The 8,958-nt window shown below is 45.0% G+C and carries 9 protein-coding genes; 3 read left to right on the top strand and 6 right to left on the bottom strand.

The window, feature by feature from the left end; all coding sequences use genetic code 11:
• Positions 1-104: 104 nt before the first annotated feature.
• A complete protein-coding gene (locus ACFI6J_RS08205; RefSeq protein WP_131138298.1) occupies positions 105-1,949 on the bottom strand; it encodes a DUF885 domain-containing protein in 1,845 nt (614 codons plus the stop codon).
• A 235-nt stretch (positions 1,950-2,184) separates the two neighbouring features.
• Entirely contained in the window at positions 2,185-2,826 is a 642-nt protein-coding gene (locus ACFI6J_RS08200) for a glutathione S-transferase family protein (RefSeq protein ID WP_321824758.1), read from the bottom strand.
• Positions 2,827-3,245: 419 nt separating this feature from the next.
• On the opposite strand from ACFI6J_RS08200, the gene sodC reads away from it, so the two are divergent.
• Positions 3,246-3,791 (top strand): superoxide dismutase [Cu-Zn] SodC, encoded by a 546-nt coding sequence (gene sodC, locus ACFI6J_RS08195; RefSeq protein WP_321824759.1) that lies wholly within the window; start codon positions 3,246-3,248, stop codon positions 3,789-3,791.
• Positions 3,792-3,963: 172 nt separating this feature from the next.
• Here sodC and ACFI6J_RS08190 read toward each other — a convergent pair whose 3' ends face one another.
• Positions 3,964-4,398 (bottom strand): OsmC family protein, encoded by a 435-nt coding sequence (locus tag ACFI6J_RS08190; RefSeq protein ID WP_462557288.1) that lies wholly within the window; start codon positions 4,396-4,398, stop codon positions 3,964-3,966.
• Positions 4,399-4,828: 430 nt separating this feature from the next.
• Here ACFI6J_RS08190 and msrA point away from each other — a divergent pair, with 430 nt between their 5' ends.
• Entirely contained in the window at positions 4,829-5,440 is a 612-nt protein-coding gene (msrA, locus tag ACFI6J_RS08185; protein WP_462557290.1) for a peptide-methionine (S)-S-oxide reductase, read from the top strand.
• Between the two features lie 28 nt (positions 5,441-5,468).
• On the opposite strand, the gene ACFI6J_RS08180 is transcribed toward msrA, so the two are convergent.
• Genes ACFI6J_RS08180 through ACFI6J_RS08170 form a run of 3 tightly spaced genes read right to left on the bottom strand, consistent with a single transcriptional unit; the run spans position 5,469 to position 7,010 of the window.
• Entirely contained in the window at positions 5,469-5,810 is a 342-nt protein-coding gene (locus ACFI6J_RS08180) for an AzlD domain-containing protein (RefSeq protein WP_014950476.1), read from the bottom strand.
• Positions 5,800-6,522 carry an AzlC family ABC transporter permease gene (locus ACFI6J_RS08175; protein ID WP_239239572.1) on the bottom strand — a complete coding sequence of 241 codons (723 nt, stop codon included), beginning with the start codon at positions 6,520-6,522 and terminating at the stop codon, positions 5,800-5,802. Before ACFI6J_RS08175 ends, ACFI6J_RS08180 begins: the two co-directional genes overlap by 11 nt.
• Positions 6,519-7,010 carry a helix-turn-helix domain-containing protein gene (locus tag ACFI6J_RS08170; protein WP_080589203.1) on the bottom strand — a complete coding sequence of 164 codons (492 nt, stop codon included), beginning with the start codon at positions 7,008-7,010 and terminating at the stop codon, positions 6,519-6,521. The genes ACFI6J_RS08175 and ACFI6J_RS08170 overlap by 4 nt, the downstream gene beginning before the upstream one ends.
• 667 nt (positions 7,011-7,677) lie before the next feature.
• On the opposite strand from ACFI6J_RS08170, the gene ACFI6J_RS08165 reads away from it, so the two are divergent.
• Complete coding sequence (locus tag ACFI6J_RS08165; RefSeq protein ID WP_462557294.1) at positions 7,678-8,937, top strand: MFS transporter; 1,260 nt, start codon at positions 7,678-7,680, stop codon at positions 8,935-8,937.
• The last annotated feature ends 21 nt before the right edge of the window (positions 8,938-8,958 follow it).

Below are 8,958 nucleotides of genomic sequence, written 5' to 3'. Positions count from 1 at the left end.
CAGTAATACAGAATATTACTGGCTTTACGTCAAATATCGGCTTTTTACTGTTCTTAACCTAACGCTGATTACGCTGTAAAAAGTTTAAATAACAATATTATTCCTTAACTTTTTTGACTAGCGATCCAGCGATCAATTTTCTGCTCAAGAATAGCAAGTGGAATGCCGCCCGTGTTTAACACTTGTGCGTGGAACTCACGGATATCGAAATCATCACCTAATGCCTTCTCCGCGCGCGCGCGCAATTCTTGAATTTTAAGCGCGCCCACTTTGTAAGATAGCGCTTGCGACGGGATCGCAATATAACGCTCTACCTCGGCAACAACTTCTGTGCGGGTCATGCCTGAGTTATCAAGCATAAAGTCGATGGCTTGTTCGCGGGTCCAACCTTTCGCGTGAATACCTGTGTCTACCACCAAACGCATGGCGCGCAACTGCTCATCTTGAAGCGTGCCATAACGATTCCATGGATCGTCAAAGAACCCCATTTCATATCCTAGCGTTTCAGAATACAGCGCCCAACCTTCACCAAAGGCTGGTAGGAAGCTAAAGCGCATGAATGAAGGTAGCGCTTCATTTTCTTGCGCTAGACTCACTTGGAAATGGTGACCTGGAGCGCCTTCGTGTAGGTACAAGGTGACGTTTCCAGTGGTTAAACGGCTAGGCAAATCGTAGGCATTAAAGTAGAAAGTACCTGGACGAGAGCCATCTGGCGTGCCCGGCTGATATGATCCACCCGCACTGAATTGCTCGATAGCAGGGTCGTAGGGTTTTATTTCTAACTCAGACTTCGGCAATAGTGAAAAGTACTGATCAATTTTCTCATCAACTTCACGGCCAATATCGTAATAGCTCTGTGTTAGCGCTTCACGGCTTTCAGGCTTGAACTTAGGATCGGTACGTACATAGTCGAAGAATTCGTTTAATGTCCCTTCAAACTTCACTTCGTCCTTAATTTCAAGCATGTCATTTTTGATACGCTTAACTTCTTTTAAACCAAGGTTATGCAGTTCATCAGGCGTCATTGGTAGTGTCGTTGAACCTTCCACCATCAATTGATAAAGCTTTGCACCACCTTTCATATCGCTAAGGCCAATGCTTTCACGTGCAATAGGCAAATACTCATCGCGAAGGAAGTCGCGCATACGCGTGGTTGCATCGTAAATCTCTTGCGTCGCTTTCTCGTAGTCAGCGGTTAAACGGGCTTTTTCTTCGTCAGAGAAACTTTCTGGGAACATAGTAATTGGCCCCCAAAACTGTGACTCTTTAATTGGGATAGCCAGCTGAGTATCGAACTGCTTGATCACGCGATCGATTGTCAGCTTAGTTTCAAGAACACCGCTTTCCATGCCCTCGCGGAACTTTCCGATAGCGCGGTCAGAAATAGCAATGTAATCCTTATGGCGAGATAAGTTATTTTCGTAATCTTCTACTGTTTTAAATGGCGCTGCGCCCTTTCCGCTCGCGAAGGTCGGGTAGAAGGTGTGGAACCCACTGAAGTGATTAACAGGACGCACTTCCGTTAGCGCTTCAATCTCGTCGGTAGACATTTTTAGCGAGCGCTCTTCGTTGTATTTAAATACGTCGTAGGCGAGTTTATCGGTGTCGCTTAACTTACTGCGGTCAATTTGTTTAAGCTCTGACAAGTTTAGCAATGTCGCTGTTTTTCCCGCTAAAGCGTGAGAGTCTGTTAAGAAGTCGCCCATTCTGTCCGCGTAACGCATGTCGCCGCGAAAAATGGCCATGATTGGGTTTAGCTCAATATCACGCTGGTCAGCGGCTGCAAATAACGCAAAAAGTTTCTCGTGCTCAGACGCTTCTTTTGACACTGAAGTACTTTTTGATGAACTCTGCACATTTGCGTTGCCGTGTTCATGTGCCACTGCTGAGCTAAGGCCCAGTGCCATGGTTACTGCACTACTTACAAGTAGTGTTTTGAATGCTTTCATTTTTTGTTCCCTTGTTATTTCTTCGCTGTTTTTGCTTATATTTCGCAAAAAAAAGCGCTGTCGTTATGTGTTTTCTTGCTTCTATATACCGCGTGACAAGCGCATTTAAACCTAATAATGCGTACCTGACGCCAGATATCAGGCATACCGGCTGTACAATGCAATTCAACGTTTACTTAATTAGCCACATCTTCACACGGTATCTATTCATTTAAGGTTTTTCAGGATGCACTGTTTATTCAGGCAAATGAGCCATCTCTTTTCGCCACGCCCTTTTATACGCTTCACGGCCTAACACACGTTGAGCGTACGCGGCTACATTGTCTATTTTACCGTTCAAAGTAATATCTAATTTACTGCCCTTTGCCCACGCCAAAATATGACCGGCTATTATGTCGGCCATGGTAAACATGGTGCCGCATACAAATTCTTTATCGCCCAGCATAGAAGAAAATACGGGCAACACGCGCTTAAACTCCCACACCGCTACATCACGCATTTGTTCAAGTCTTTGCTCTTTAGGCAACGCAAAGGTGTGCTTTGCTAAATTCCAAATCGGTTGCTCTAACTCATTGGTGAGAAACAACATCATTTCTTCATATTTGGCTCGCTCGAAGCTACCAGGCTCTGGAATGAATTCATGCATGCCGTGACGTTCAGCTAAAAAAGTGACGATAGCCGCCGATTCCGTCAAGGTACCTTCTGGCGTCGAAAGCGCTGGGATTTTAGAGGCAGGACTGATGGCTTTAAATTCTTCTGACAGGTGTTGCCCTTGTTTTAAGTCAACTAAGCTGTACTCAAAAGGTAAACCTAGCTCTTCCAGTGCCCATGCAACGCGAACCGAGCGGGTTTTCGGATATCCGTAAAGTGTATACATACCTATGCCCTTGCTTATGTAATGTGAGCTAACTGTAAGTCGAATAGGAAAAAAGTGCTACTGCCATATTGTTACTGAGTTTTAACACTGTAACTTCTGTATGACAGTACCGCCTACTTATGGAGAGGCTCCATATCCAAAGACTATATAAAGAGGCTACCTTCAAAAAGAGTGAAAATAATAAGGAAAAGCCAAAAAGATAAGGTAATGGTCGGTAACTTTTTCACGTAACCAATATAATGATTTCTGTAAATGCCAGTAGCTATGCGCTAACACACAACTCGGTTGTCGCTTCAACGCCCTAGTATTCCTAGTCTTGCGTAGTATCCCTGAGTTATGCGCCACAATGGTTCACTTTATGCTCATCTCACTTCAATGCTTTTAACAAATTCGTTAATAATTGAGTGAAGGAGAACACGATGAAGAAACGTTTACTATCTACCTTAGCAGGTTCACTGACATTAATGTTAAGTGCGAGCAGTTTCGCAGGTCATCATGATAGTGATGGAAAAGAAGTGATAATGAATAACCTGGAAACAGGGATGAGCATGGGCTCAGTAGTGGTGAGCAGTTATGATGATGACGGTGTAGTATTTACGCCAAATCTGTCAGGGTTAACCCCGGGCATTCATGGTTTTCATGTTCATCAAAATGGTGATTGTTCACCAGCAGTGACAGATGGAAAAAAAGTGTTGGGCGGCGCAGCGGGCGGCCATTTCGATCCAGAAGATACCGGTAAACACCGTGCTCCTTGGTCTGAAAAGGGTCACGAGGGCGATCTACCCGTGCTTTATGTTGATGAAAATGGAAACGCAACCCAGCCTATCTTTGCACCAGAGCTTGAGTTAGATGATATTGAAGGCCGCGCCTTAATGATTCACGCAGGTGGCGACAATTACTCTGATTCACCTAAAAAGTTAGGTGGCGGTGGTGACCGCGTAGCATGTGGCGTAATTGGGAAATAAACTAACGCCATCTCAAGTTATGCAATCAACATTTTATACAAAAAAGCGGCTTCTAAAGCCGCTTTTTTATGCTTCACTTGATAAAAATAACTTGCCTGGTCTTGTCTAACAAAGCGAGTGTCTAACAAAGCGAGTCCTATCTTTCGATAAGGGTAGTAATAGCCTTTATCTCTTATTCAATATTCAATCGGTATTCCAATGTGATGTTGGCATTAAGAAGTTGAGATACAGGGCAATTTTCTTTTGCTTCCTGTGCAATTTTCTCAAACTCATCTTCGGTAATCCCTTCAACCTCAGCATCTAAGCTTAGTGCCGATTGAGTTATTTCAAAGCCGTCATCGTTTTTCTCTAAACTGATTTTTGCAGTGGTATTTAACTCGCCGTCATTGTATCCCGCGTCTGAAAGCGCAAAAGAGAGTGCCATGGTGAAGCAACTCGCATGCGCCGCACCAATTAATTCCTCGGGGTTGGTTCCCTTTCCATCTTCAAACCGCGTGTTAAAACCATAAGGCTGGTTCGATAAAGCACCGGTTTGTGTAGAAATGCTCCCCTTTCCCTTTTTACCTAGCGGTTTGTAATCTGCACTACCTGATTTGACTATCGACATATCATCTTTCCTTTCATTTTAACTAAACTGATTTTCATGTAGTTGGATAAGATGCAAGTGCTCTGCCGATCATAAGAAATCGCTCTATCCCTTGTCATAGCGGCTTTACAGCCTCATCTTGTAAATGGTGGAATCAGAGACAGTTCCCTTTTTGAAAGAAGACTACAGAGTGAGATGAAAATTTTACTTACATCCTTTTAGTCTTTTTCAGTACCTATGCTTTCGCGCAAAGCCTCAAGCTTCGCAATGTGCGCTTAGAAAAAATGTACGCTTGTAAAACAAAAATGGAATTAACTCGCTGCACCGCGATGAAATTAATTTCAGCTTAAACCGTTCTTTATTTGTTAACCGTATATCTTCGCAAGCTGGGGTCTGACGAATTAAACGCGAAGGTCGCTACAACGTTAAACCAACACATAAAAGGTGAATGATGAAATTAACACTTTCTGCAGTTTTTATTAGCACAGCGTTGAGCGCTTCGGTTTTTACGCCATCAACAAGTGCCGACGAGGCCATTCTAGCTGGGGGCTGCTTTTGGTGCATGGAGTCTGATTTTGAAAAGCTAGACGGGGTTACTGATGTGGTGTCGGGGTTCACTGGCGGAAGCGCGCCAAATCCGACTTATAATGGCAATCACAAGGGACACTTTGAGGCGGTAAAGATCACCTACGACGGCGAAATGCTTTCTTATAATGATATTCTCGATCATTTTTGGGTGAACATTGACCCTTTCGATGACCGAGGTCAGTTTTGTGATAAGGGACCCAGTTACTTAAGCGCCATCTTTGTAGCAAACGATAAAGAACGTGCTATAGCAGAAAAAACAAAAGCTGACGTGGTAGCCCAATTTCCCAATAAAAAGGTGGTAACGCCCATACTCGATGCTTCTACCTTTTATCCGATAAAAGGCGACGAAATTGGCCATCAAGATTTTTATAAAAAAAGTCCCGTTCGCTATAAGTTCTACCGATGGAACTGTGGGCGTGACCAGCGCTTGGAAGAAATTTGGGGCGAGAAAGCCTTGGGTAAGAATAAGTCTTAGCCCAGCAACTTAACATCTACGCCCAACGCTAAACCAAAGCGATACCAAAAGCCACACCAAAAGAAAGCACGCCGCAAAACACTGGCAGCCCTAAGCTTTTGAATTTGCGCCAAACAAGCACAGTGACAACAGTGCCTATTGCGGTTGCAATCCAACTCGCCGCTGACGGTGCTTTTGGAATAAGTGACGCTCCTAGCATAGCGGCAATCATTAACGGCCCTAACACGCTTAGCCACGTAGGTAAACGCGCCTCAGTGTTATTGGCCTTGTGTTTATTAAAGTGACGCTGAGTCCACAGCAACGGTACTACGCGCAATGCATATGTTCCGATGGCCGCTACAACAATAGCTATCCAAATATCAACGTGCATGAGATTGCTTCCTTTCAACGTGCGAGGTGAGAAGATAAAAGGTTATCGCACCGCATAGTGCTGCCAGTGGAATTGCAGCGTTTTTAAAGGCGCTGAGAGCCAAGAAGAGAGCCGCCGTCATTGTAACGAACAAGGTAGCGCTCCATAATTTACTTGAGAATTTAGGCGCGAGTAGCACAAGGAAAAGTGCAGGTAAGGCAAAGGGCATCACGCTGTCTAATATTGGCCATTGTTGGGTAAGGGAGTCCCCTGCGATACCGCCAAGCGCTGTCCCTACGATCCAACTAAGCCACGCCACCATCGATACACCTTTAAACCAATCTACCTTTTTAGCATCGTCCATTAGCGGCAAGCGAGTATGGGCTAGCGCAAAAATCTGGTCAGTAAGGCCGTGCATTAAATAGGGCCAAGCTTTACTTTGCGGTAAATAAGGCACCAAGTTGGGCGCATAAACCACATGACGTACATTAACTAATAACGTCATACAAACCGCTAGCCAAAGTGGCGCACCTGATGCCACCATGGCTACCAAAAGAAACTGCGACGCGCCTGCGTAAATGAATATGGAAATTAGCGTGGCTTCCAGCGTAGAAAAACCGGCTTGAACTGCGATCACGCCAAATGAAATGGCTACCGGAATATAGCCACCTAACAAAGGTAACCCGTCAATAACCCCTTGCTTAAGTCCACTTTTTGATGAAAGTTGGCTCATTCCTTTGCCTCTTTGTGATAAACGATTGTGATAAGACATGTCGCCCACTCGTCTCCCGTTTTGTATACGTGGGGCAAATCAGCGTTAAATGCTAAACTTTGACCCGGATGCAGCCATTGAGTATTTCCACTATTCCCAGCTTCCAGAGAGCCGCTAACAACGGTAATCGTTTCTTCTGTTCCTGTGGCGTGAGCTTCTGCCTCTCGAAAAGTATTGGGTGCAACCGACATCCAATAAGCATCAACGTTCGGGATACCTTGTCCTTGCTCAATTAAACGAACTTCTACGCCCTTTTCTCCAACGCTTGCGCTAAGAGGCTGAACTAGCTGACCGAACGGAACGTCTAGTTGTTTAGCTAACCGCCAAATGGTGTCTAGCGTCGGGTTGCCGTTGCCCTGCTCCAATCTTGAAAGGTTAGATTTAGCGATACCTGCCCCTGCTGCCAATTGCGACAGCGAGACACCTTTGTCTTGCCTGAGTTTCTGCAAATGCCTTCCGAGGATGTTGAGCGTTGATTGATTCACACCTTACCAATTTAATGTTGTTCCATTTAAAGAACGTTCTATATATAGAACACCTCAAAGTCAAGAAGTTTGTTTTCAATGGAGGCATAGATACGGCGTTGTGCTCACGCCACGACTGGAATACGTGACAAATGTTAAAAGATGACAAAGTGATGAACTAAAAGGTAACCAATATTTGTGCACAGAAAACAGTCACCTTCGATTTTCTTAAACGCCCATTCGAGTTTCTAACGCAAAAGGTCCGACGTAATTTATTAACAAAAGCACTACATTTAAATCGCTGAATTGATTAAGAAACCTTATCAGTTACCGTTACTTGCTATCTGAGCGATGCTACGATCTCTTGCAGTAAACGAATACGAAAAGCACGAACCTGTGGGCTGTTGATCATTGCTAAATATTACCGACGGTTGCTAAATATTATCGATGATAAGGGCGACTATTCGAAGAGAACCGGCAAACATTCCGTTGAGCCGGTTTTTGCGTTTCATCAAAGCGCTAGTCTGCTGAGAGTCTTTTATCTTTGATGACACACAGACATTGTAAAAATGCACAGCAAAGCTCAACAGACCCTCGCTAAAACAGCCACAAAGTAAGTGATTGATTGAACTCAATGAACAAAAGGACGTTTATGACGAATCAAACTGACAAGATTCTTTCTGACCAAGCCTCTTCAAAGCAGGCATCTTCAGAGCAGCACTCAGCGTTGGGTGAATACTCACTGGCCACTATAACCTTTTGGCTGGCTTTCGGAACCTTTGTGATTGGTTGCAGTGAATTTGCGGCAATGGGTTTATTGCCTTACTTTGCAGAAGATTTTGGCATTACTGAAAATGTCGCCGGTCACGCAATTAGTGCTTATGCCATTGGTGTTGTAGTGGGCGCGCCGCTTATCACTATCTTTTTTTCCAGGCTTGCAAGACGCACCATGCTTATTTCAATGATGGTATTTTATGCTGGCGGAAACTTGCTAACAGCACTAGCGTGGTCAGAATGGACAATGAACATAGCGCGCTTTATTGCTGGCCTACCTCATGGCGCTTACTTCGGCATTGCCATGCTCTTTGCTGCAGACATTGCCGGTAAGAATAAACGGGCGCAAGCGGTCAGTAACGTCATTTTAGGCTTGGCTATTGCCAATATTATTGGTGTGCCGTCAATTAGCGGTATTGGGCAAATGTTCGGATGGCGAACTGGCTTCTTTATTATTTCAGCCTTTGCGTTAGTTACTGCATTAATGGTTTGGAAAACCGCACCGTACCGCGGCCCTAATCCAGATGCCAAACCGCTAACCGAGCTTAAAGCTCTGAAAAACAAAGACGTGCTGCTGGTATTACTCATGGGCGCTATTGGCTTTGGTGGCATGTTCTCCGTGTACTCTTACTTCAGTGCCTCTTACCTCAATACAACCTCTTCACCTGAGTGGGGAATCTCGGCCACATTGCTTATCTATGGCATAGGCGTAACCTTGGGCAATATTATTGCAGGCCGCTATTCTGAAGGCAGGCTACTGACGTCAGCGATTACGTTTCAGGTTTTACTGGGCCTATCAGCTGCAGCTTACGCTGCGTCGATGGGGAATCCATACTTAATGGCAGCATCACTGTTTTTCATTGGTATCGGTGGTGGCATGGTGGTGCCGCTGCAAACAAGGCTTATGGACGTCGCTGGCGAGGCTCAGACTTTAGCCGGCGCCATGAACCATGCGGCTTTTAACACCGCTAATGCGCTTGGCCCTTGGTTGGCAGGAATGACACTGTCAGCAGGTTATGGCTATACATCAACGGGTTGGGTAGGCCTAGCGCTTGCCGGTGGTGGTGTACTGGTGTGGCTGGCCATTGTTATGACTGCTCGCAATACTCAAGTACAAACAGCAACCGTATCTGGTTAAATGAAGGTTTAGCGCTGACAA

The organism is Alteromonas sp. G4i13 (assembly GCF_054960505.1).
This window is presented reverse-complemented; position numbering and strand designations above follow the sequence as displayed.